The organism is Litoreibacter roseus (assembly GCF_009811795.1).
Taxonomy (GTDB): domain Bacteria; phylum Pseudomonadota; class Alphaproteobacteria; order Rhodobacterales; family Rhodobacteraceae; genus Litoreibacter; species Litoreibacter roseus.
The window spans coordinates 434,071-457,029 of sequence record NZ_BLJE01000001.1; the positions used below are offsets into that span (position 1 = coordinate 434,071).

A 22,959-nucleotide genomic window follows, 5' to 3' on the forward strand; every position below is an offset into this window, starting at 1 on the left:
GCAAAAAGGCCCACCACAAGGGCAGGCCTTTCCGCAAACCAGACGCGTGTCTTAGTTCGGGATGTCGCCGGTCAGACCTTCGACGTAGAAATTCATGCCAGCGAGCGTGCCGTCATCGGCCACTTCGCCGTCCGCCAGCCAATCGCTGCCATCCTGCTTTTTCAGGGGGCCGGTGAACGGATGATACTCGCCCGCTGCCATGGCGTCCCGCAGGGCTTCGGCCTCGGCCTTCACGTCGGCGGGAACCGCGTCCGTGATCTCGCCGATCTCAACCATGCCGGGCGCGATACCGTCCCACGTGTCTGTGCTTTCCCACGTGCCGTCCATCACCGCGCGAACGCGGTCGATGTAGTAAGGTGCCCAATTGTCGATGATTGAGGACACACGCGGGCTCGGCTTGAACTCGGCCATATCAGAGGCTTGACCGAACCCGATCACACCCTCGACCTTCTCGGCCGCCGCCAGCGGCGCGGTGGAATCGGTGTGTTGCAGGATTACGTCCGCACCCTGTTCGATCAGCGCTGTGGCCGCATCCGCTTCCTTGGCAGGATCAAACCATGTGTAGGCCCAGACGATGTTGAATTCGACATCCGGGTTCACGCGCTTGGCGTGGATATAGGCCGCGTTGATGCCCCGGATCACTTCGGGGATCGGGAAGGACGCGATGTAGCCGATCTTGTTCGACTTCGTCATCTTGCCCGCGATGTGGCCTTGCACGGCGCGTCCTTCGTAGAACCGGGCGGAATAGGTCGAGACGTTTTCGGCGCGCTTGTAGCCCGTCGCGTGCTCAAACTTCACTTCGGGGAATTTCTTCGCCACGTTGATCGTCGGATCCATGTAGCCAAAGGATGTGGTGAAGATGATATCCGCACCGCCCAGGGCCATCTGCGTCATTACGCGTTCGGCATCGGCACCTTCGGGCACGCTTTCCTGAAAGACTGTTTCGACCTTGTCACCGAACTCCGCCTCGACGGCGAGACGGCCCTGATCGTGCTCATAGGTCCAGCCGCCATCGCCCACGGGGCCGACATAGACAAAGCCGACTTTCGTGGGCTCATGGCCGTCGGCAAATACAGCGCCCGCACTCAGCACAAATGCGGCAGCGGCGCCTTTCAGAAGCGTTCTCTTGTTCATTCTTGGTTTCTCCCCAGTGTTAGACATGCCTCACGTCGAGGCGTGGAAAATACGGCCCAGACAGGCGGGCGCAGCAGCGCGCACACGACCCTTTGAGGCTGACATGACCACAAGCACCGCGATGGTTATCAGATATGGGCTCATGGACAAGTACTCGACCGGGATCGCAAGCCCCGCCGCTTGCAGATTTAGCTGCAAAACTGTGACGCCGCCAAAAAGATAGGCACCCAGTAGCACCCGCGGGGCGCGCCAGCTGCCGAAAACGACAATGGCCAGTGCGATCCAGCCCGCACCCGCCGTCATGCCTTCGGTCCATTGAGGCACGCGGATCAGGCTCAGATACGCACCACCCAGCCCCGCGCAGGCCCCGCCGAACATGATGGCACAAAGCCGGACGCGCACGACCTTGTAGCCAAGGGCATGGGCTGCATCATGGTTTTCACCAACCGCCCGCAGGATCAGACCGACCCGTGTGAACTTCAACACGGCCCAAACCGCAATCACCAGCGCAAGGGAGACATAGACCATGATGTCATGGTTGAAGAACATGCCCCCCACGACGGGCAGATCGCTAAGGACCGGAATGTCGAGCCGGGCTGTGGCAGGCGGGCGGATCCCCACATAGCTCTGGCCGACAAGGGCCGAGAACCCAAGCCCGAACAGCGTCAAGGCAAGCCCGGTGGCCACCTGATTGGACAAAAGCGATTGGGTCAGGATTCCGAAGATCAGCGACAGGATTGCCCCGCCAACCGCTGCGGCGACAAACCCCAAGAAGGGCGAGCCGGTGTTGACGGCAATGGCAAACCCGCAGATCGCGCCGGTGATCATCATCCCCTCGACGCCCAAATTCAGAACGCCCGATTTCTCAACCACCAACTCGCCCAACGCGGCGAGCAAAACAGGTGTAGAGGCCACCATGATCGAGGCCACCAAAAGGACCGGGTTGATCGAGGACAGATCCATCATGCCACCTTTGCCCGGCCGAACCGGATGCGAAAATTCGACAGGGTGTCCATCGCCAGCAGGAAGAACAGAAGCATCCCCTGAAACGCATCAATGGACGCCGACGGCAATCCCAGATTGGTCTGCGCGGCCTCGCCGCCAATGTAGGTCAACGCAATCAGAAGCCCGGCCAGCAGGATCCCCACCGGATGAAGCCTGCCCAGAAACGCTACGATGATTGCCGTGAAGCCATAGCCCTGATTGAAGTCGATGCTGATCTGGCCCGCAGGACCGGTCAGTTCGAAAAGCCCCGCCAATCCTGCCAGCGCGCCCGAGATGCCAAGACAGAAGATCACCAGCCGGTCCGGATTGACGCCCGAAAACCGCGCGGCGCGCGGGGCCTCGCCAGACACCTTGATCTGAAAGCCCAGCACATGGCGCGTCATCAGGATATAGGCAAAGATCACCGCGATTGTGGCCGCCACAACACCCCAATGGGCGCCCGTGCCTGCGATCAACTCCGGGTTGGCGGTGGCCTCGTAGGCCGATAGGTTGCGCGATCCGGGAAAGCCATTGCCGTCGGGATTTCTGAGCAATCCCAAGGACATGGAGGCGAGGATCTGCTCTGCCACATAGACCAGCAACAGCGAGACGAGGATTTCGTTGGTGTTGAACTTCACCCGCAACAGCGCGGGGATCATCGCCCAGGCCCAACCGCCGATTGCGCCGAACAGAACCACCAGCGGGAAAATGTACCAGCCTGTCATAGGATAGAAGGCCAACCCCACGCCGCCGCCCAGAATTGCGCCGATGATATATTGCCCTTCCGCTCCGATGTTCCAGATCCCGGCGCGAAAGCCAATGGACAGACCAATGGCGATCAGGACCAGCGGCGCGGCTTTCACCAGCAACTGCCCCCGGTAGTAAAAAGCGAACTCACCAAACAGCGGATCCCAGAAAATTGTGCGGATCGCCTCGACCGGGGGTTTGCCCAGAAGCGCGAACATCAGCCCGCCTGCGATCATGGTGGCGAAGACGGCAAGCGCGGGGGTCAGGGCGGCCCACAGGCGAGACGGCGCGGGCCTGCGCTCCAGCCGGATCACGCGGTTGCCTCGTGCATGTCATGGGCACCGCCCAGCATCAGGCCGATCTGCTCAACGGTCAGCCCCGCAGCGGGAACCGGTGCGCTGAGACGCCCCTCGTTCAGGGCGCAGAAGCGGTCGCAAATCTCCATCAACTCATCCAGATCCTGACTGATCACCACAACCGCCGCGCCCTTCGCAGCCAGATCCAGAAGCGCCTGACGGATCGCGGCGGCAGCACTGGCATCGACCCCCCATGTGGGCTGGTTGACGACCAGAACATCCGGGCGCTGCATGATCTCACGCCCGATGACGAATTTCTGCAGATTGCCGCCCGAGAGAGACCGCGCCGCCACACGGGCCGAGGGCGTCCGTACATCGAACCGCGCGATGATCGCGTCCGCGAAACTGCCGGACTTCGTCCAGTTGATCAGGCCGCTCCGGGCCAGACCTTCCCGCGTACGCCCGGTCAGCAAGGCGTTCTCGATGAGGCTCATGGCAGGCGCTGCGGCGTGCCCCAGTCGTTCTTCGGGGGCCACCAGAAGACCCGCCGCCCGTCGCTGCGCGGGTCCAGCCGTGCTCAGATCGTCGTTGCGGATGAAAACACTGCCGCTTGGGCTAAGTTGCTCGCCCGACAGCGCGGCCGTCAGTTCGTCCTGGCCATTGCCCGCAACACCCCCGATGCCCAGAACCTCGCCCTTGCGCACCTCCAGCGAGATGTCCTTCAGCGCCGTGCCGAACTCGGACGGCGCGGGCAGGGACAGCTCCCGGATCGAGAGCGCAACCGGCCCTTCGTCATGCGCCTTGCGCTCAGGCACTTGCAGCACAGTGCCGACCATCATCTCGGCCATGGCGCGCGCGGTTTCCTCTTGCGGATTGCAGGTCGCAATTTTTTTGCCCAGACGCAGAACAGTGGCCGCGTCACACAGGCGCCGGATCTCTTCCAGCTTGTGCGAAATATAGAGGATCGACGTCCCCTCGATCTTCAGTTTCTCCAGCGTTTTGAACAGGATATCGACCTCTTGCGGGGTCAGCACACTGGTGGGCTCGTCCATGATCAAGAGCTGGGGATTTTGCAGGAGGCAGCGAATGATCTCCACCCGCTGACGTTCTCCGGCGGACAGATCGCCCACCACGCGAAACGGGTCCAGCGGCAAACCATACGCCTCCGACACATCCCGGATACGCGCCGCCAGATCACGCATGCGGGGCGGGTGCTCCATCCCAAGCGCGATGTTTTCCGCGACGCTCAATGCCTCGAACAGCGAGAAGTGCTGGAAGACCATCGCCACACCTGCCGCCCGTGCGGCCCGTGGTTCGGCTGGCGCATAGGGCGCGCCCTTGAAGATCATGCGCCCCGCGTCGGGGGCCACAAGCCCGTAGATCATCTTGACCAGTGTGGATTTGCCCGCGCCGTTTTCGCCCAGCAGTGCGTGAACCTCGCCCGGTTGAATGGCAAACGAAACATCATCATTGGCGACGACACCGGGATAGGCCTTGGTCAGCCCCTCCAATGTCAAAAGCGCAGTTGAATGCGCGGTCGAATCTTCAGTCGTCACGATGCGATATCTGCCCCAGAGTTGGCTGCCCCGCCGCCCAAGCGGGATGTGCCTGCCATGTCCGAACAGGACAGTAGCCCCGCTGCCACGCCAACTGCAATGGCCTGCGGGTGTTTGCCAAGGCCGGGCTGCCCGATCGGGCAGGAAATCTGGTCGATCCGCGCGGTTTCATGGCCCAGATCGCGCAGGCGCGACCGGAACCGAGCCCATTTGGTGTCCGATCCAATCAGTCCCGCCGAGGCAAACCGTGTGTTCAGAATCCGATGGCAAAGCTCCAGATCCAGCGCGTGGGAATAGGTCAGCACCAAATGGTGCGCGTCAGCCGGGGCCAGCGCGACGGCCTCTGCCGGGTTTTCAGCGGGCATGACGCGAACGCCACCGGGCACCGTATCCGGGTAACGGTCCAGCCCGGTGTCGATCCACGTGATCTGAAAATCGGGCAGGGGGGCCAGAACATCGACCAGCGCGCGGCCCACATGACCCGCGCCATAGATCCACAATGGCGTCGCCACAGGCTGCGCCGCCTCAAACAGCCAACCTTCCGCGAACACCAGCGCACCGTCCCCGGTGCCATTGCGCGCGGCAGCCTCGGCCCGTTGGATCACGAGCGGCTTCGCGGTCTCACCCGCGATCCGGCGGCTGTAGCACCCGTTGATCTCCAGGGGCGCGTCGAACACTTCCGTCACAAGGCTGACCGCGCCGCCGCAACACTGACCCAAGGTCGGGCCAAGAGGGATATGGCGCAGGGACGGGGCGTCGAACGCCTGCAATGCCGCCTCATGTTCCAACGCGCCGCCGCCGATGGTGCCTGATTGTCCCCCCGGCCACACCAGCATGGATGCGCCTGCCTCCCGTGGGGTGGAGCCTTTGACGTCGGCTACAACAATCCGCGCGACCCGGCCATGGAGTGCCACCGCATCTGCCAGTGCCTTGGTATCAAAGCTCACCAGCGCACCCGATCCACTGCAGACAATATCTGTTCTGCCGTCGCGGGGGCCTGAAGGTTGGGATAGTCCGTTCCGCAGGACGCCACTGCGTCTGACAGGGCCAGAAATGCCGAAATCCCCAGCATCAATGGCGGCTCCCCCACGGCCTTGGAGCGGTAGATCGTCTCGGCGGCATTGGCCCCGTCCCAGAGCGAGACATTGAAGATCTCTGGCCGGTCACTGGCGCAGGGGATCTTGTAGGTTGCAGGCGCATGGGTTTTCAGCGCGCCCGTGTCATCCCAAATCAACTCCTCCATCGTCAGCCAGCCCGCGCCCTGGACATAGCCGCCCTCGATTTGACCAATGTCCAGATCGGGGTTCAGGGACTTGCCGCAATCATGCAGGATATCCGTCCGCAGGATCCGGTTCTCGCCGGTCAACGTGTCGATCACCACCTCGGTCGCCGCAGCGCCGTAAGCGAAGTAGTAAAACGGGCGACCCTGTCCTTTGATCCTGTCCCACGTGACTTCTGGCGTCGCGTAAAACCCGGTGGCTGACAGGGACACGCGGCTCATATAGGCCAACTGCACCGCGTCCTTGAACGCAATCCGCTCGGCCCCGACCTCAACATGGCCATCCGTGAATATGACCTGATCGGATGCTGCCTGATAGCGTTCTGCGATACATGCCGCGATCCGGTCCTTGATGGTATCGCAGGCGATCTTCACCGCCATCCCGTTCAAATCCGTGCCGGACGAGGCGGCCGTCGCCGAGGTGTTGGGCACCTTGCCCGTATCCGTCGCGGTGATCTTCACATGGTCTAGCGGCACGTCGAAAGCCGCCGCGGCCACTTGCGCAACCTTGGTGAACAACCCCTGACCCATCTCGGTGCCGCCATGGTTCAGATGGATCGAGCCGTCCTGATACACATGCACCAGCGCGCCCGCCTGATTGAGATGGGTGAGCGTGAACGAAATCCCGAACTTTACGGGCGTCAGCGCAATGCCACGCTTGAGCACCGGGTTCGCCTCGTTCCAAGCCGCAACCGATGCCCGGCGCGCTCGGTAATCAGACGACGTTTCCAGGGCTGCAACCATGTCATGGAGGATAAAATCGGTCACCTCCATGCCGTAGGGCGTCGTCTGAGCGGTCGCAGGTACCGTGCTGACACCGCCACCTTTCGGGGCCGCACCCCGCGTTGCCAGATCATCCTGAGCGGGGGGCGCCTGAGCCGGTTGATGCCCGTCGCCAGACGCCGCGCTTGTCGCATCCGCCGGTGCGTAAAAATTCGCCCGCCGCACCTCCAGCGGATCGCGACCCAGATGATGGGCGATATGATCCACCACACGCTCGATCCCCACCATGCCCTGCGGCCCGCCAAACCCCCGGAAGGCGGTATTGGACTGGGTGTTGGTCTTCAGCCGATGGGACGTGATCCGCGCGTGTTGCAGATGATAGGCGTTGTCCGCATGCAGCATGGCTCTATCCGCCACTGGCAAGGACAAATCCTGCGCCCAGCCGCACCGCACAAACTGCTCAAAGATGATGCCCGCAATTCGTCCCTCGCCGTCAAACCCCACGTCATAGGCAATGCGGAAGTCATGCCGCTTGCCGGTCACGATCATGTCGTCGTCCCGATCATAGCGCATCTTGCAAGCCCGCCCCAGCCGGGCCGCCACCACGGCACAAGCCACACAGAGGGCATTGCCCTGACTTTCCTTGCCGCCGAACCCACCACCCATGCGGCGCACTTCGACCCGCACGCTGTTCATAGGCTGGCCCAACGCCTCAGCCACTTTGTGCTGGATTTCTGTCGGGTGCTGGCTGGACGCGTGGACCACCATATCACCGCCCTCTTGCGGGACGGCGAGGGCGACCTGGCCCTCCAGATAGAAGTGTTCCTGCCCGCCTATTTCGATCTGACCTGTGACGGTATGCGTCGCCTGCGCGATTGCCGCTTCCGCATCGCCCTTGATGTAAATGCGGGGTCCGTCCTCGAACCGGCTGTCCGCGGCCAAGGCGTCATCGATTGTCAGCAGCGGCGTCTCTGCGGCGTAGGTGATCTGCCCCAGCCGCGCCGCCTTGCGCGCCGCCAGATGGCTGGTCGCAACAACCAGAAAGACAGGCTGCCCCAGATAGCAAATCTCGCCCGCGCTCAGGAGCGGCTCGTCATGGGCCGAGGGCGACACATCGTTGTCATGGGGCAGATCATCCGCCTCAAGCACGGCAACCACACCCGGCGCGGCGCGCACAGCGTTCAGGTCAACGTCGGTCATGCGCCCTTTCGCGATGGTCGAAAGCCCGAACGCCAGATGCAGCGTCCCCGCCGGAACAGGGATGTCATCGGTATACCGCGCGGCCCCCGACACATGGAGCCTGGCCGCATCATGGGGCGTCGCGCGATGCACGCTCATGGGCGCACCTCCAAAACGTTGGATGGCACGCCCAGACTTTCCACATAGGCCCGCCGCAGCATGTTCTTCGCCGTCTTCATGCGATAATCGGCAGAGGCGCGCATGTCGCTGAGCGGCTGAAAGTCTTCATCAAATGCCGCCAGCGCGGCTTCGATATTGTCTTCGGTCCACGCCTTGCCGATGAGCGCTGCCTCCACCGCCAAGGCCCGCCTGGGCGTCCCGGCCATTCCACCAAACGCGATCCGCGCCTTGGCGACCGAGCCTCCGGCCACGGCGATATTGAAGCACCCGCAGACTGCGCTGATGTCCTGATCGTGCCGCTTGGACAGCTTATAGCATTTCAGGCGGTCCTTCTGGCGCGGAATGCTGACCGCCTCGACGAACTCACCGGGGCCGCGGTCCTGTTTGCCGTATGCGATGAAGAAATCTTCCAGCGGCATGTCCCGGCGTGCCTCGCCCTTGCGCAGATGCAGTATCGCGCCCAACGCGATCAGGGCAGGCGGGCTGTCTCCGATCGGCGAGCCGTTGGCGATATTGCCGCCGATGGTGGCCGCGTTGCGCACCTGAACCGAGCCATAGCGGCGCAGAAGTTCCGCAAACGAGGGGTGTACATCCCGCACCGCTTCCAGAACCTGCGTGATGGTGCAGGCCGCCCCGATACGCAGGGTGTCCCCCGTTACGTCGATCTGCTGTAAATCCGTACATCGGCTCAGAAAGGCCACCTCTGGCAGATCCCGCAGCTGCTTGGTGACCCAAAGCCCCACATCGGTCGCGCCCCCGATCAACGTGGCCTCGGGATGTGCAAGGTACCACTCGGCCAAAGCGTCAGCGCTGTCCGGCATGACATGCATCGTCTCGCCCGGATCGAACCCATCAAGCGGTTCCGCCATCCATTCGGGCACGGGTTTGGCACTGGCCGCGTCAGCCGCACGAATGATCGGCGCATAGCCCGTGCAGCGACACAGGTTCCCCGCAAGCTGGTCGTCGTGATCCTTCGCGCCGTTCTTGTGCGCCGCCGCCATCGTCGTGACGAACCCCGGCGTGCAGAACCCGCATTGGGAGCCGTGATGCGCAACCATCGCCTCCTGTACCGGATGCAATGCGCCGTCCTGCCCGGAAACGCCCTCGACGGTGCGCACGGCAAGACCCTGAAGCTGGGGCAGGAACAGGATGCAGGCATTCATCGCCCGCGCGGCACCGTCCGCGCCGGTCACGATCACCGAACAGGCGCCGCAATCGCCTTCGTTGCAGCCTTCCTTTGTGCCGGTCAGGCCACGCTGCTCGCGTAGCCACTCCAGCAGCGTTTCCGTGGCGCCTGCCTCCACGCATTCAGGTTCCCCATTGAGAAGAAACCGCACCGTCATGAGATCAACCCGCCGCTTTACCCGAAATGTTCCATAGGTCCCGCGCGCCTTCGATGCGGCGTAGAAGTGCGCTGGTCGTGAGACATCACAAAAGCGTGCCGGGCGCTGTTTTGCAAGCGAAAGGCACCCAGTCGAAGCAGTGTCTGGTCAGTCTGTCGCAGGACCGCCTCCGGCGGGAGTATTTTGACCAGAAAGAAATCCCATCGCTCTTCTTTCTGGCAGAAATACTCCGGGGTTTGGGGCAGCGCCCCAAGAGCCTGCCGTTTGTCCGGCGCGGTCAGGGAAGTCCCAGCGCCTTCAGGATGTCCGGGCGCCACGTATCTGTTTCGGGATCATAGGCCCGGAAATTTGCGCCAAAGCCCCAGTGACACCAACCGATGCCTGCGGTGTCTGCGGCGTCCACGACAGCCCGGATCCAAGGGGCGCGATCAGCATCCGGGATCACGTTATGCACCCCGAATTCGCCCAGAAAGACGGGGTTTCCCAGATCCGGGATGGCGGTTATGTCCCTGGTGACCTCTGCAATTTCTTCCTGAGTAACGGGCGCGCGATAGGGCATGTCGCGGCCGACCCAGGTGGCGCGCTGATGGGTGAAATCAAACGGTCCGTAGTAGTGGAAGGTAAAGGCCACCGCGCCGTCCCTTGGCTTCAGCTTGCGCATTTCGGCGATAGTCCCCCAGCGGCCGCCGGACAGGATCACCCAGCGATCCGGATGGTCCGCGCGAATAATTGGCAGTACCCGGTCGTAGAGCGCGTCGGCCCTGGCCGTGGTCAACTGGTCGTTGGGCTCGTTGATCAGCTCGAACATCAGCGCGGGCGGCCAGCCTGCATAGTGCTGCGACAACTCCGCCCAGATCGCCACGAACGTATCGGCCTGGCCCTCGGGATCATCCATCAATTCTTCGAAATGGTGCAGATCCAAAATGACCTGCAGTCCCTGATCCAGAGCGCGCTGGATAATTCCGTCCACACGTCTGAGAAGCGCCGGCGCAATGCCATCATCATAATAGGCCGAGAAGCGAACAGGCAGCCGGATCGTGTCGAACCCGGCATCCGCGATCGCGTCGATGTGGTTGTCCTCGATCACGTAGCGCCATGCACCCTCGTAGGGGGCGTCGAGCCCGTTGGACAGGTTCATGCAGCGCTCGATCGGAAGAGCCTGCGCGGGCAGGGCAAGCAAAGCGCAAAACATCGCGATCCATCGTTTCATGGTTTTCCCTCCTGCGGTCCTTCGCTACGCTTCTGATATGGCTCAGACACCCCGATTCATCCACCTTCGCTTGCATACGGAATATTCACTTTTGGAAGGGGCGGTCCGCGTCAAGGCACTGCCCGGCATGTGCGTGGACACCAAAATGCCCGCCGTTGCGATTACCGACACCAACAACATGTTCGCGGCGCTGGAGTTCTCTGAATACGCCAGCGGGGCAGGGGTGCAGCCTATCATCGGCTGTCAGGTTGATCTGGCTTACGAGACCGCCGCGCCGGGCGAGAAGACGAAACCGCCCGCGCCCGTTGTTTTGTTGGCGCAAAACGAGGCGGGCTATGAGAACCTCATGCGGCTCAACTCCTGCGCCTATCTCGACAAGGGCGGGGATACGGTGCAAGTCACCATGGCCGAACTGGTCCAGTATTCCGACGGGTTGATCTGCCTGTCGGGCGGGCCGGACGGGCCGATCGGGCGGCTCTTGCGGGCGGGCCAAATGCAGAAGGCCGAGGCACTGCTGCGTCAGTTCGCAGACATCTATCCCAACAGGCTCTATGTGGAATTGCAGCGCCATCCCGGCGAGGACGGTTTGCCCGACGCAGAAAAACAGTCTGAACGCGGTCATATTGAACTGGCCTATGCGCTGGAATTGCCGCTGGTTGCCACCAACGATGTCTATTTCCCGAAAACGCAGATGTATGAGGCCCATGATGCGCTGATCTGCATCGCGGAAGGCGCATATGTCGATCAACAGGAAGAGCGCCGCCGTCTGACGCCCCAGCACTATTTCAAAAGCCCCGAAGAGATGGCGACCCTGTTCGCCGATCTGCCCGAGGCGCTGGAAAACACCGTCGAAATCGCCCGGCGCTGCGCCTTCAAGGCCTACAAGCGCGACCCGATCCTGCCGAAATTTGCCGATGACGAGGTGGAGGAACTGCGCCGTCAGGCCATCGCTGGCCTGAAGGACAGGCTCGCCGTCATTCCCCATGCGGCCCCCGTGGAAGAGTACGAGAAGCGGCTGGAGTTCGAGCTGGGCATTATCGAAGGCATGGGGTTCCCGGGGTACTTTCTGATCGTGGCCGACTTCATCAAGTGGGCCAAGGATCAAAACATTCCCGTCGGACCCGGTCGGGGATCCGGCGCGGGGTCTCTGGTGGCCTACGCGCTGACAATCACCGACCTCGACCCCCTGCGCTATTCGCTTCTGTTCGAGCGGTTCCTGAACCCCGAGCGGGTGTCCATGCCCGATTTCGACATTGATTTTTGCATGGACCGGCGGGAAGAGGTGATCCGCTACGTGCAAGAGAAATACGGGCGCGACAAGGTGGGCCAGATCATCACCTTCGGTGCGCTCTTGTCGAAGGCTGCCGTGCGTGACATCGGGCGCGTGCTGCAGATGCCTTACGGGCAGGTGGACCGCCTGTCCAAGATGATCCCGGTCGAGGGCGTCAAGCCGGTCAGCATCGAAAAGGCGCTCGCCGATGAGCCAAAGCTGCGGGAAGAGGCACGACAGGAAGAGGTCGTCGCGCGCCTTCTGGACTACGGCCAGCAGGTCGAGGGCTTGCTCAGAAACGCCTCGACCCACGCGGCGGGCGTCGTGATCGGGGACAGGCCACTGGATCGGTTGGTGCCGCTTTACCAAGACCCGCGCTCGGACATGCCTGCCACCCAGTTCAACATGAAATGGGTGGAGCAGGCGGGCCTTGTGAAGTTCGACTTTCTCGGACTGAAGACCCTGACCGTTATTCAGAACGCGCTGGACCTTCTGAAACAGCGCGGCATCGAGATCGACATCGGGGCTATCCCGCTGGATGACAAGAAATCCTACGATCTCTACGCCTCGGCCAAGACCGTTGCTGTGTTTCAGGTGGAAAGCTCGGGCATGATGGACGCGCTCCGGCGCATGAAGCCCACCTGTATTGAGGACATCGTGGCTCTTGTGGCGCTCTACCGCCCTGGTCCGATGGAAAACATCCCGACCTATTGCGAGGTCAAGAACGGCCAGAAGGAATTGGAGTCCATCCATCCCCTGATCGACCATATTCTGGCCGAAACCCAGGGCATCATCGTCTATCAGGAACAGGTGATGGAAATCGCGCAGGTCATGGCGGGCTATTCCCTTGGCGGGGCCGATCTTCTGCGCCGCGCCATGGGCAAGAAGATCAAGGAGGCGATGGACGCCGAGCGCCCGAAATTCGAAGCAGGCGCCAAGGCCAATGGCGTGGACGCCAAGAAAGCGCGGGAGGTGTTCGACCTTCTGGAGAAATTCGCCAACTACGGCTTCAACAAATCTCACGCGGCCGCCTATGCTGTCGTCAGCTATCAGACCGCATGGCTCAAAGCCAACCACCCGGTTGAATTCATGGCCGGTGTGATGAATTGCGATATCCACCTCACCGACAAGCTGGGCGTCTACAAGGAAGAGATCACCAAGACGCTCGGGATCGAGATCGTGCCGCCTTGCGTGAACCGGTCCGAGGCGACGTTCAGTGTCAGCGAGGGCAAAGTGGTCTACGCGCTGGGCGGTCTGAAGAACGTGGGCGTCGAGGCGATGCGCCTGATCACAGACGCACGCGGCGATCAGCCCTTCGCGACGCTGTTCGATCTGGCCCGCCGGGTGGACCTGAAGCGTGTGGGCAAGCGCCCGCTGGAGATGCTGGCCCGCGCAGGCGCTTTTGATCAGTTGGATCCCAACCGCAGGCGCGTCTTCGACAGTCTGGATGCGCTCAGCAACTACTCTGCCGCGATCCACGAACAGCGCAACTCCAATCAAGTGTCGCTTTTCGGCGAGGCGGGCGCTGATCTGCCCGAACCGCGTCTCAGCCCGGTCGAGGATTGGCTGCCCAATGAGCGCCTCAGCGAAGAACACACCGCCGTGGGCTTCTACTTGTCCGGCCACCCGCTCGACGACTACATGATCGCCCTGAAGCGCAAGGGCGTGCTGACCTTGGCAGAGGTCGAGGAAAAGGTGCAGGGCGGTCCCTTCGTGGCGAAACTTGCAGGCTCCATCGCGGGGCGGCAGGATCGGAAATCCGCCCGCGGCAATCGGTTCGCCTTCGTGCAAGCCTCTGATCCGACAGGGCTTTACGAGGTCACAGTCTTTTCCGACACGCTAGAAGCATCGGGCGAGCACATGACCTCGGGCGCCAATGTGGTCCTGACCGTGGAGGCCACGCAGGAGGCCGAGCAATTGAAACTTCTGTGCCGCGGGGCCCAGCCAATCGATGGGGCGGTGACCGATATGGGGTCCATGGGCCTGCGCATTTTCGTGGACAGCGATGCGGCCATCCCGTCCATCGCTTCCGTCCTCGAACGCTCGGCCAGCGACAAGAGCATCCGCGCGCGTGGGCCGGTGTCCTTGTGTCTGATGGACCCAGAGTTGCCCGGCGAGGTCGAGGTCAATCTGGGCACCAGCTTTGCCGTGAACCCGAAGGTCAAAGGCGCGCTGAAATCCTTGGGCGGCGTCGTTATGGTGGAAGAAGTCTAGGGGACATCACCGCGCCACCCGCGGGCAGCGCGGCAAAATCATTCAGGGCGTCAGCTTGTGGATCATTCCTTCATCCACCGCCGCGTAGAGGCTACCATCCGGCCCCAGAACCAGCGACCGGAACCGACCGGGCTCCATCGGCAGGGTCATCTCGGTGACGTCAACAACCGCCGTGCCCTCCTCGGACAACTCGATCACGTCAATCCGTTGGCCAATCGGCGTGCCGCCGAACCCGATGCCCATAACGCCCACGACCATATGACCGTTCCAGTCCCCCCACTGATCGCCGGTCAGGAACTCCGCCGACGAGGTGCCTTGGGATAGTCCATTGTTGTTCCAGATCGGCGGCATGGCGTCGGGATAAGTGACAAAATCCGTCATCGGCATGAACGCTGCCCGTTCAAACGGGTTCATCCCTTCCAGCTGGTTGGGCATGTAGCCGCAGTATTCGTCCGGACAGTCCCCGCGCCCGGCCATGTTCGGGCGGGGATCCCACCCGCCATTGCCACCATTGGCCAGCACCGTGATCTCATCGGAATGCCACGGGCCGTGTTCTGCCACGATAGGCGTGCTTGTCTCGGGATGGAACGCGATGCCCTGCACATTGCGATGCCCGTAAGTGTAAGTGCGCGGGTCAAACCCCTCGGGTGGCGCATTGTCCGGCGCGGCGTTGCCATCGCCATCAATCCGCAGGATCTTGCTGCCCATGAGCGTCGGACTTTGCGGCACAGCACTGTTGTGGTTGTCGCCCGTCGTCACATAGAGAAACCCGTCGCCCGCATTGAACCGCAGACGCCCCCCATTATGCGCACCCGGCCCGCCGAAGGGGTGATCAGAGGACGCCACCTTGTAGGGGATGTCATCGACGATATCGGTTCGATCGGCGACGTTGGTCAGGTCCTCACTCACCGTCATCCGCATCACGCGGTTGGTCTGCGGCTCGGACAGGTTGGAGGTGGAGTAGACATAGATCGTCCGGTTGTCGGCAAAGCCCGGATCGACAGCGACCCCATTCATCCCGGCCTGTCCTTCGCAGAACAGGTCATCGGCGGTCGTCGCATAGCCGTCGCTGCCGCTCATCCCGAGCAGGGCGTTGACTTCACCCGAGGGTAGCATCACCGACAGACCCTGGCATTTTTCCGTAAAGAACATGGTCCCGTCCGGCAGGAACGCCATATCCCACGGGTCCTGCAAATCAGACAGAACAACGGAATGGGTCAGGCTGGTCGTGTTCGGCCCGGTCTGCGCCATGGCCTGCGGCGCAAGCGCCAAAGCTGCGGCTGCAAGCGCGCCATACGAGAATGTGGATAAAACACTTTGTTGGTTAATCATCGCAATACCTCCCTATGCACTTTCGGTGCTCTGGCCCAACGCCCGCACCGATCGTTGGCCTCGGATACATTTCACGAGTTCTCAGAGCGTAGACCTCCGGCCGGACCACATCAAACAAATTTAAAACAAGGTCAGGGACTTAGACGTTTCCCGGCAAAAGTGCGCTGGCAGATGGTGCCCGGCTCAGGGTGCCAGCACGACCTGTCGTAGCTCGCCGTCAGCGACATCGCGATGTAGATGCACCGCGCAGTATATGCGCTGTCCGCGGGTTGGGCTTCTTGCCTAGGATCCGTTCTACAGAGGCGGCGGTCACCTACACGAACGTAGTGTCACCCCGACCCCGGTTGCTAATTTCCACCAACATTACGCGGGCTGTTGTCGAGGGACACGTCGTCCCCCTTGGGCCGGGGGTGATGTGTCCAGCGCCCGGACGGATCGCTGCCCCGGCAGACGATTGCCTCGACGCCCACAGCCCAGTTTTCATCCGTGACCTCGACCTCAGGCGGGCAGTAGCGCAACGTCAGCCCACAACGGCGCCGGTCAGAGCTGTTGGGCTGTGAGCCGTGCACCAGCATATCCGCGTGTAGCGAGACCTGCCCAGCGGTCAGCGCATTGACAAAAGGCGCGCCCATCGCGTCGGCGCCCGCCGTCTCATACTGCAGCACCGCATCCGCACCGGCGGTCTCGAATGTCAGATGACCCTTGTCATGGGTGCGCGGCAAAAAACGCATCGCCGCGTTTTCCGCATCCGCATCGTCAATCGCCAGCCAAACCGTGACCGTGCGCGCCGGTGTCAGCTTCCAGAACGACGCGTCCTGATGCCATGGAACGGCTTTGGGGTCGTGGGGCATCTTGCAGAAGAAATGCGATGCCCAGCATATGATATCCGGGCCGATAAGATCTTCCACCAGATCAAGGATCCGGGGCTCCGTGCAGATGTCCCAAATCCCTTGGCAGCGGGCCTGATAACAGTTGATGGAATAGGCCCCCGTCTTGGGCACCTGCGCAAGCAGACCATCGAAATAGCTGCGGTTCTGCTTGGCTTCGTCAGCGGAATAGACCGGGAGCGGGCTGATAAACCCCTCGGCATTGTAATGCGCGATCTGCTCAGAGGTCAGCGTTTGCGGGCGCTTCGTCGGGACAGGGGCAAATTTCAGATCAAGATCGGGGGTCATGGGGAAGGCTCTTTCTAGCGACGGCACCAATCACCCTAGAGGGTCCAAAATCTGTAAGCAGTGTTCCAGAACGCCTTTTTGATGCACTATATTGATATGATGCCCAACAGAACACTCAAGGCTTCGGATTATCTGCGGGGGCAAGAGGCCTTCCACCTTGCCCGCTGCCCCTTGAGCCAAGCGCGGCCCGCATTGACCCATGACCACGACTTTTACGAGATCTTCTGGGTGGAGGCCGGATCAGCCGAGCACATGGTCAACGGACAGACCTCACGCCTTGCCTCCGGCACCGCCGTCTTCATTCGCCCGGCCGACACCCATGCGCTGTGGCGGCGGCGACACCCCGCGACCGTCCTGAACCTAATGTTTCGGGCCGAGACGCTTGATGCCCTGCGCCAGCGCTACCATGGCCAATTCGCCGCGCCGTTTTTCTGGACCAAGACCGCGCAGCCCGAAACGCATCAGTTCGATCCCGCACAGCAGACGGATATGTTCCGTGATCTGGCCCGGCTCTTCGACGGCCCCCGCACGCTCGCCCGGCTGGATGGTTTTCTGCTGCGCTTGATGGCATCGGAAAGCGTCAAATCCGACGACACGCCAGATTTGCCGCCATGGCTGAGAACCGCGCTGACGCAAGTCGACAATCCCGCACATCTGCGCCGGGGCGCGCGGGGACTGTCTGACGCGGCGGGCCGCTCCCATGAACATGTCTGCCGGGTCGTGAAGGACCGCTTGGGCAAGACCGCCTCCGAAGTGATGAACGAGCGGCGCATGGCCTTCGCCGCGCGGGCGTTGCTGACCACCGACTGCCCCATCGCCGAGATCGCAGAGCTGTGCGGCCTCGAGAATAAAAGCTATTTCTACCGCCTGTTTCGCGCGCAGCACGGCATGACACCCCGCGCCTACCGGACACGAAACACCCGCGATCCCGTCAATCCAACCCGGTAAAGCGCGCGCCGTCTTTCCTCCGTCCGGCCTATAAGGGATACTGTTCAACGCCCCATGCACCTTTGAAGGAGCAGGACCTTGGCGAAATGTCTGATGCTGGACGTGGATGGCGTGCTCATTGACGGCCGTCCGGAGGATGCCCAACGCTGGGACCATACGCTTTACACGGATCTGGGGGTGGCTCCCGAAGATCTGGGTCGTATTTTCTTTGCACGGGACTGGCCGGACATCATCATTGGCAAAGCGGATCTCAAGCCTGCCTTGGCAGACGCTCTGATCCGGCTTCAGGCATCCGTCACAGCGCAAGAACTGATCGATTACTGGTTTGCAAAGGACGCCCGGATCGTCGTTCCCGTTTTGTCAGACGTCAGAGCCGCCAGAGCCAGCGGTCTGCCCGTGTACCTTGCAACCAATCAGGAGCATCTGCGCGCCGACCACCTGATGACCGCGATGGGTCTGGGGGCCGAGGTGGACGGAATGATCTATTCGGCAGCAGCAGGATTTCGCAAACCTCAACCGGAGTTCTATTCCTATGCGCGCAAGGTCACCGGGGTGGAACCTCACGAGATGCTTCTTGTCGATGATACGCCGGCCAATGTCGAAGGGGCTCTGGCGGCCGGATGGGACGCGATCCTGTGGGACGAAAGCGCGCAGCTTTCCGAGATTTTGCAAAATCGCGCCTGATACGAGCGCCGTCAGCAGGCACGCTCGATGCCAGCCCGCTGATTCAAGCGGTGATTACGGCACGGTCGGTCCGACGCGGCGCGCCGCCCGGCCGTGATCGAAAAAGCCCCCTCACCAATGGGGTGGTTTCTGATCCGCAAGAACCGCCGCGCCGCCCGCGTCCAGTTCGCGCTCGGCCTCGCGTTCCATCACCATCTGCATGCGCCGGGCCAGCCGTGTGATCTCGCGCTCCTGACGGGCGACGATGTCGGACAAATCTTCGACTGTCCGGGTCAGATGGGCGATGCGTTCCTCCATTTGGGTGAGGTCGGTCATTGGTAAGGCTCCCGCTGGGTCGGACAAAGGTCCGATGAAAGTCCGATAGAATTCCGATGGATATCCGATCCCGCATGTTGCGGCTTGCTTGCCCCTGCGGGCGGGCTTCGGTAAACGCATCGCAGTTCATATATCAGGACCCATCCCCGATGGCCAAAGTCAAGAAACAACCCCGCCCCAAGGCCGAAACTCCGAAAGGATTTCGCGATTATTTCGGGGCCGAGGTGGCGCAACGCAAGGCAATGCTGGATCAGATCGCAACGGTCTATCATCGCTACGGGTTCGACGCGCTGGAAAGCTCCGCCGTCGAAACCGTGGAGGCGTTGGGGAAGTTTCTGCCTGACGTGGACCGCCCAAACGAGGGCGTGTTTGCGTGGCAGGAGGAAGACGACTGGCTGGCGCTCCGCTATGATCTGACGGCCCCGCTGGCGCGGGTCTACGCGCAGCACCGCAATGACCTTCCGACGCCTTACAGGCGCTATGCAATGGGGCCTGTCTGGCGCAATGAAAAGCCCGGTCCCGGCCGGTTTCGCCAGTTTTATCAATGTGATGCCGACACGGTAGGCGCGGCCAGTGTTGCTGCGGATGCCGAGATTTGCGCCATGTTGTCCGACACGTTAGAGGCCGTGGGCATCCCCCGCGGCGACTACATCGTCCGCGTCAACAATCGCAAGGTCCTGAACGGCGTGATGGAGGTGGCGGGCATTCTGGACCCCACCGATCCCGAGAAATTCAGCACCGAGCGCGGCATCGTTCTGCGCGCTATCGACAAGCTGGACCGCCTCGGCCCGGACGGCGTGCGGGCGCTTCTGGGCGAGGGCCGCAAGGACGACAGCGGCGACTTCACCAAGGGCGCAGGTCTTGCAAATGAACAGGTGGACGTCGTGATGAGCTTTATGGAGGCCAAGCGCGCCGACGGTGCGGCCACGGTCGCGCGTTTGAAGGAACTTGTCTCGAACTCGACCATCGGCCAGAGCGGTGTGCAAGAGCTTGAAACCATTGCAGAACTCATGGCGGCTCAAGGCTACGCGTCCGATCGGATCGAGATTGATCCGTCCGTCGTACGGGGGCTCGGCTATTATACCGGTCCGGTGTTCGAGGCGGAATTGACCTTCGAAATCGAAGACGAAAAAGGCCGCCCACGCCAGTTCGGCTCCGTCGCGGGCGGAGGGCGCTACGACGACTTGGTCAAACGCTTCACGGGTCAGGAGGTCCCCGCAACCGGTATCTCTATTGGTGTTGACCGCCTGCTGGCTGCACTCCACGCCAAAGGTCGGCTCGATAAAGCCGCCGTGGGTCCTGTGATTGTAACTGTAATGGACCGCGACCGGATGGGCGCTTACCAGTCGATCGTGGGTGATCTCCGCAACGCGGGCATCCGCGCCGAGGTTTATCTGGGGAACCCTAAGAACTTCGGTAACCAATTGAAATACGCGGATAAACGCAATGCGCCGGTGGCGATTATCCAAGGCTCGGACGAGGCGGAGCGCGGCGTCGTGCAGGTCAAGGATCTGGTTTTGGGCGCCAAGATCGCCGAAAGCGCCAGCCATGAGGAATGGAAAGCGCAGCCCGCCCAACGGGAGGTCGCACTGGCCGATCTGATCGCAGAACTGCGCAAAATGCTTGGCGACATGGACAGTGATGGTGCTGGGTAAATCCTTGTCCCAGGATGGTGCGGTACGCAGCGCGGCGGAGGCGCTTTTTGCGACCTTTCAGGCCGCAGGTGCCATGCCCGTCGAGACAGCGATGTTGCAGCCCGCCGATACGCTGCTTGATCTCTACGGTGAAGACATCCGTGCCCGCGCATATGTCACCGACGACCCCGTTCTAGGCGAGCAGATGTTGCGGCCGGACTTTACCGTACCCGTGGTGCAGATGCATATGTCAGGCGGCGCGGACCCGGCCAGATATGCCTATATGGGCAAGGTGTTTCGCAAACAGGATGCAGGCTCCGGCCGTTTGAATGAGTATTTTCAGGTGGGCTACGAGGTCTTTGATCGCTCGGCGCCCGAGGCTCTGGATGCCGAGGTTTTCGTAACGTTTGCAGCAGCTTTGGAAGGAATTGCACACACCGCTGTCGTTGGGGATATGGGATTGCTCACATCGGTCGTGGCGGGTCTCTCCACATCCGAACGCCGCAGGGCGGCTCTGATGCGCCACGTCTGGCGGCCCATTAGGTTCCGCCGTCTTTTGGATCGGTTTGGTGGTGCTGCGCCACCGCTGGAACGCAACACCCTCACAGACGACGCGCCCGAAATCGGCCTGCGCACGAAAGCCGATGTGACGGACAGGTTGGCCTTGCTTGCGGAAGAGGCGCGGGAAAGTCCGATCCCAGCGAATGAATTGTCCGCGATGGACGCCATACTGTCTCTTGCTGCGCCGGCGCCCGACGCACTCGCCCGGCTCGAAACTCTGTCCGGCAACCTGCCATCCCTGAGGCCGGCAGTTGACCGGCTGGCGCGTCGCTTCGATGCCCTCCGTAAGCGGGGGATCGATACGGAAGCGCTGATGTTCGAAGGTTCTTATGGGCGCACGCATATGGAATATTATGACGGATTTGTCTTCGGCTTTTCCGCGGGCGATATCGGCCCCATTGCAACCGGCGGTCGCTATGATGCGCTGACCCGAGCACTGGGCTCAAACGGTGCTATTCCGGCCGTAGGCGGCGTTGTCCGGCCAGACCTCCTGTTACAAGCCCGGTCGGCGTCTTCATGACCGTGAAGCTTGGAATCCCCTCCAAAGGTCGCCTGATGGAGCAGACACTCGCGTGGTTTGGTGATCGTGAAATTGGTCTGTCCCGCGCCGGTTCGGACCGCGAATATGCGGGCGCTGTCAGTGGCATCGACGGCGTTGAACTGATCTTGCTCAGCGCGGGTGAAGTGCCACGTGAATTGGCGGCCGGACGGTTGCATCTGGGCGTGACGGGTACAGACTTGGTGCGTGAAAAAATCCCTCTGTGGCGCACGCAGATCGAGACCGTGGCAGAACTTGGATTTGGGCATGCCGATCTGATCATTGCCGTTCCTAAGTTCTGGACCGATGTTGAGACGCTTGATGATCTGGACGCCGTTGCAGCCCGGTTCCGGGCGGATCACGGCCACCGACTGCGGATTGCCACCAAATATCACCGGCTGGTCCGCGAACATCTGCAATCTGCAGGTGTAGCAGATTATCTGATTGTCGACAGTCAGGGGGCGACGGAAGGCACGGTCAAGAACCTGACGGCCGAAGCCATCGCAGACATCACATCTACAGGCGCAACGCTTGAGGCGAACCACCTCAAAGTGCTGGCCGACGGGCCGATCTTGGCGTCGCAAGCCACGCTGTTTGCCTCCCACGTGACGCCATGGTCAGAAGCGGAACAGAAGACGCTGACCCGGATCGCAGATATGCTTGGCGCCAAGCTACCAGAGGCTTTCATATGAGCGCTGTTGTCCGGGATGTTAAAGATCTGCGCCAGCATATCGTACCTTGGCAGAGGAAAGGCCAGATCGTGGGCCTTGTCCCGACAATGGGCGCACTGCATGCCGGGCACATGGCCTTGGTTCAAGCGGCCAAGGGCAAATGCGACCGAGTGGTAACAACGATCTTCGTGAACCCGACACAATTCGGTGCTGGCGAGGATTTGGATTCATATCCAGATACCTTTCAGGACGATCTCGCGCTTCTGTCAGAGGCGGCCGTCGACCTCGTCTTCGCGCCGACCCGTCAGATAGTGTACCCAGAAGGGTTCGCCACCCGGGTCGAGGTGGATGGTCTGACCGACATGCTATGCGGTGCTACACGACCCGGACATTTTGATGGCGTGACCCAAGTTGTTGCAAAGCTCTTGAATATGGCGGGGACGGACCATGCGTTCTTCGGCGAGAAAGATTGGCAGCAGCTTGCCGTGATCCGGCGCATGGCAGCAGACCTGAACTTCTCGACGGAAATTCAGGGTGTGGGCATCGTCCGGGCGGAAGACGGCTTGGCGTTGTCATCCCGCAATGCCTACCTCACATCTGCAGAACGCGCGGTTGCGCCCGCCCTGAACGCGGCTTTGATGGAGGCGGCTCATGATATCCGGTCGGGAATGTCAGCGGCCGGGGCATGTGCAAAGGCTTCAGAAGCGGTGTTGTCTGCCGGATTTGAGCGGGTCGATTACCTTGAGTGTCGCGATGCCGTCCGCCTCACATTGGCAGACCATCCTGATGCGCCCGCACGAGTGTTTGGTGCGGCATTTCTTGGCAGAGCGCGCCTGATTGACAACGTTTCCATCTTCTAGTTTCAGCGCTTGTGAAGATGGCGTCGCGCAAATGGCGCATATGTCTGGCGTAGTGCCTTTGTTTTAACGCAATATTCGCCTCGCTTGCTGAAAAGTAAGTTTGATCGAGACGCGTTGAAAGCGCTT

Annotated in this window: 18 protein-coding genes; 7 read left to right on the plus strand and 11 right to left on the minus strand. The window is 61.7% G+C overall.

Annotated features, from left to right (window positions below; genetic code table 11):
• Positions 1-51: 51 nt before the first annotated feature.
• From KIN_RS02190 to KIN_RS02225, 8 genes are all read right to left on the minus strand, one after another.
• Positions 52-1,134 (minus strand): BMP family ABC transporter substrate-binding protein, encoded by a 1,083-nt coding sequence (locus KIN_RS02190; RefSeq protein WP_159804318.1) that lies wholly within the window; start codon positions 1,132-1,134, stop codon positions 52-54.
• Between the two features lie 30 nt (positions 1,135-1,164).
• Entirely contained in the window at positions 1,165-2,097 is a 933-nt protein-coding gene (locus KIN_RS02195) for an ABC transporter permease (protein WP_159805304.1), read from the minus strand.
• Positions 2,097-3,179: an ABC transporter permease gene (locus KIN_RS02200; protein WP_159804319.1), complete on the minus strand. Its 1,083-nt coding sequence runs from the start codon at positions 3,177-3,179 to the stop codon at positions 2,097-2,099. Before KIN_RS02200 ends, KIN_RS02195 begins: the two co-directional genes overlap by 1 nt.
• A complete protein-coding gene (locus tag KIN_RS02205) occupies positions 3,176-4,717 on the minus strand; it encodes an ABC transporter ATP-binding protein (RefSeq protein ID WP_243144789.1) in 1,542 nt (513 codons plus the stop codon). The genes KIN_RS02200 and KIN_RS02205 overlap by 4 nt, the downstream gene beginning before the upstream one ends.
• The gene (xdhC, locus tag KIN_RS02210) at positions 4,714-5,664 is read right to left on the minus strand and encodes a xanthine dehydrogenase accessory protein XdhC (RefSeq protein ID WP_159804320.1); all 951 of its coding nucleotides are present in this window, start codon (positions 5,662-5,664) and stop codon (positions 4,714-4,716) included. The genes KIN_RS02205 and xdhC overlap by 4 nt, the downstream gene beginning before the upstream one ends.
• A complete protein-coding gene (gene xdhB / locus KIN_RS02215; RefSeq protein WP_159804321.1) occupies positions 5,661-8,057 on the minus strand; it encodes a xanthine dehydrogenase molybdopterin binding subunit in 2,397 nt (798 codons plus the stop codon). The genes xdhC and xdhB overlap by 4 nt, the downstream gene beginning before the upstream one ends.
• On the minus strand, positions 8,054-9,421 hold the full coding sequence (gene xdhA, locus KIN_RS02220; RefSeq protein WP_159804322.1) for a xanthine dehydrogenase small subunit: 1,368 nt from the start codon (positions 9,419-9,421) through the stop codon (positions 8,054-8,056). Before xdhA ends, xdhB begins: the two co-directional genes overlap by 4 nt.
• 277 nt (positions 9,422-9,698) lie before the next feature.
• Entirely contained in the window at positions 9,699-10,631 is a 933-nt protein-coding gene (locus tag KIN_RS02225; RefSeq protein ID WP_159804323.1) for a glycoside hydrolase family 5 protein, read from the minus strand.
• A gap of 37 nt (positions 10,632-10,668) precedes the next feature.
• On the opposite strand from KIN_RS02225, the gene dnaE reads away from it, so the two are divergent.
• Positions 10,669-14,115: a DNA polymerase III subunit alpha gene (dnaE, locus tag KIN_RS02230; protein ID WP_159804324.1), complete on the plus strand. Its 3,447-nt coding sequence runs from the start codon at positions 10,669-10,671 to the stop codon at positions 14,113-14,115.
• 42 nt (positions 14,116-14,157) lie between these two features.
• Here dnaE and KIN_RS02235 read toward each other — a convergent pair whose 3' ends face one another.
• Complete coding sequence (locus KIN_RS02235; RefSeq protein WP_243144790.1) at positions 14,158-15,447, minus strand: PQQ-dependent sugar dehydrogenase; 1,290 nt, start codon at positions 15,445-15,447, stop codon at positions 14,158-14,160.
• Between the two features lie 347 nt (positions 15,448-15,794).
• The gene (locus tag KIN_RS02240; RefSeq protein ID WP_159804325.1) at positions 15,795-16,622 is read right to left on the minus strand and encodes a phytanoyl-CoA dioxygenase family protein; all 828 of its coding nucleotides are present in this window, start codon (positions 16,620-16,622) and stop codon (positions 15,795-15,797) included.
• 81 nt (positions 16,623-16,703) lie between these two features.
• On the opposite strand from KIN_RS02240, the gene KIN_RS02245 reads away from it, so the two are divergent.
• On the plus strand, positions 16,704-17,570 hold the full coding sequence (locus tag KIN_RS02245; protein ID WP_159804326.1) for a helix-turn-helix domain-containing protein: 867 nt from the start codon (positions 16,704-16,706) through the stop codon (positions 17,568-17,570).
• 78 nt (positions 17,571-17,648) lie between these two features.
• On the plus strand, positions 17,649-18,254 hold the full coding sequence (locus KIN_RS02250; protein WP_159804327.1) for an HAD family hydrolase: 606 nt from the start codon (positions 17,649-17,651) through the stop codon (positions 18,252-18,254).
• Positions 18,255-18,365: 111 nt separating this feature from the next.
• Here KIN_RS02250 and KIN_RS02255 read toward each other — a convergent pair whose 3' ends face one another.
• Positions 18,366-18,569 carry a SlyX family protein gene (locus KIN_RS02255; RefSeq protein WP_159804328.1) on the minus strand — a complete coding sequence of 68 codons (204 nt, stop codon included), beginning with the start codon at positions 18,567-18,569 and terminating at the stop codon, positions 18,366-18,368.
• A 149-nt stretch (positions 18,570-18,718) separates the two neighbouring features.
• Between KIN_RS02255 and hisS the strand changes: the two genes are divergently transcribed.
• From hisS to panC, 4 genes are read left to right on the plus strand one after another with little or no spacing between them, the layout of a single operon-like run.
• The gene (gene hisS, locus KIN_RS02260; protein WP_159804329.1) at positions 18,719-20,224 is read left to right on the plus strand and encodes a histidine--tRNA ligase; all 1,506 of its coding nucleotides are present in this window, start codon (positions 18,719-18,721) and stop codon (positions 20,222-20,224) included.
• Complete coding sequence (locus tag KIN_RS02265; RefSeq protein WP_243144791.1) at positions 20,214-21,284, plus strand: ATP phosphoribosyltransferase regulatory subunit; 1,071 nt, start codon at positions 20,214-20,216, stop codon at positions 21,282-21,284. Before hisS ends, KIN_RS02265 begins: the two co-directional genes overlap by 11 nt.
• Positions 21,281-21,994, plus strand: coding sequence for an ATP phosphoribosyltransferase (hisG, locus tag KIN_RS02270; protein ID WP_159804330.1), 714 nt, complete (start codon positions 21,281-21,283; stop codon positions 21,992-21,994). The genes KIN_RS02265 and hisG overlap by 4 nt, the downstream gene beginning before the upstream one ends.
• Positions 21,991-22,833 carry a pantoate--beta-alanine ligase gene (panC, locus tag KIN_RS02275; protein ID WP_159804331.1) on the plus strand — a complete coding sequence of 281 codons (843 nt, stop codon included), beginning with the start codon at positions 21,991-21,993 and terminating at the stop codon, positions 22,831-22,833. Before hisG ends, panC begins: the two co-directional genes overlap by 4 nt.
• The last annotated feature ends 126 nt before the right edge of the window (positions 22,834-22,959 follow it).

Coding starts and splice junctions, on each gene's coding strand:
- KIN_RS02240 (WP_159804325.1), bottom strand. CDS start 16,622: ATGACCCCCGATCTTGATCTGAAATTTGCCCCTGTCCCGACGAAGCGC.
- KIN_RS02225 (WP_159804323.1), bottom strand. CDS start 10,631: ATGAAACGATGGATCGCGATGTTTTGCGCTTTGCTTGCCCTGCCCGCG.
- xdhA (WP_159804322.1), bottom strand. CDS start 9,421: ATGACGGTGCGGTTTCTTCTCAATGGGGAACCTGAATGCGTGGAGGCA.
- xdhB (WP_159804321.1), bottom strand. CDS start 8,057: ATGAGCGTGCATCGCGCGACGCCCCATGATGCGGCCAGGCTCCATGTG.
- KIN_RS02255 (WP_159804328.1), bottom strand. CDS start 18,569: ATGACCGACCTCACCCAAATGGAGGAACGCATCGCCCATCTGACCCGG.
- KIN_RS02235 (WP_243144790.1), bottom strand. CDS start 15,447: ATGATTAACCAACAAAGTGTTTTATCCACATTCTCGTATGGCGCGCTT.
- KIN_RS02190 (WP_159804318.1), bottom strand. CDS start 1,134: ATGAACAAGAGAACGCTTCTGAAAGGCGCCGCTGCCGCATTTGTGCTG.
- panC (WP_159804331.1), top strand. CDS start 21,991: ATGAGCGCTGTTGTCCGGGATGTTAAAGATCTGCGCCAGCATATCGTA.
- KIN_RS02195 (WP_159805304.1), bottom strand. CDS start 2,097: ATGGATCTGTCCTCGATCAACCCGGTCCTTTTGGTGGCCTCGATCATG.
- KIN_RS02245 (WP_159804326.1), top strand. CDS start 16,704: ATGCACTATATTGATATGATGCCCAACAGAACACTCAAGGCTTCGGAT.
- dnaE (WP_159804324.1), top strand. CDS start 10,669: ATGGCTCAGACACCCCGATTCATCCACCTTCGCTTGCATACGGAATAT.
- hisS (WP_159804329.1), top strand. CDS start 18,719: ATGGCCAAAGTCAAGAAACAACCCCGCCCCAAGGCCGAAACTCCGAAA.
- hisG (WP_159804330.1), top strand. CDS start 21,281: ATGACCGTGAAGCTTGGAATCCCCTCCAAAGGTCGCCTGATGGAGCAG.